At 51.5% G+C, this 569-nt stretch carries 1 protein-coding gene; it reads left to right on the top strand.

Features of this window, described 5'->3' with window-relative positions; translation table 11 throughout:
• Window positions 1-569 (top strand): phage portal protein (locus tag ACGF5R_RS24365; protein WP_387693209.1); only part of this gene is annotated, 569 nt, incomplete at both ends.

Genomic DNA, 569 nt, shown 5'->3' with positions numbered 1-569 from the left:
ATGCCACATATTCGCGGCGGTGTAGAGATAGACGATGACGGTGCCCCTACGTTTTACCATATTCGAGAGGCCCATATTGGCGACTGGTGGAGCGGCGCAAAAACCATGACATGGGAACGTATACCGCGTGAAACTGCGTGGGGACGTCCGCATGTGGTTCATGATTATGATCACGAACGCGGAGCACAACATCGGGGTAACGGTATTCTAACGCCGGTGGTTCAGCGCCTAAAAATGCTCATTAAATATGACCAGTCGGAGCTTGAGGCTGCGATTCTGAATGCTATTTTCGGCGCTTACATTGAGTCCCCGTATGACCCGGCCCTTGTAGAAGCGGCTTTGGGTGAAAGTGAAGACGAGAATTTAGGCGCATACCAACAAGGACGCGTTGAGTTTCACAATGACCGCCGCTTGTCTCTACAAAACGGGGCACGCATCCCGATTATGTATCCCGGCGAGAAAATCACTACTGTCAATGCCGCGAGACCGCACAGTAACTTTGAAGGCTTTGAAAGTGCGGCATTACGTAATATCGCTGCGGCTACCGGCCTTTCAACTCAACAAGTGAC

The organism is Photorhabdus sp. RM71S, from assembly GCF_042879355.1.
In the GTDB taxonomy this organism is placed as follows: Bacteria; Pseudomonadota; Gammaproteobacteria; order Enterobacterales; family Enterobacteriaceae; genus Photorhabdus; species Photorhabdus kayaii.
The sequence above is the reverse complement of the archived record's forward strand: the minus strand, read 5'-3'. Positions and strand labels throughout refer to the sequence as shown.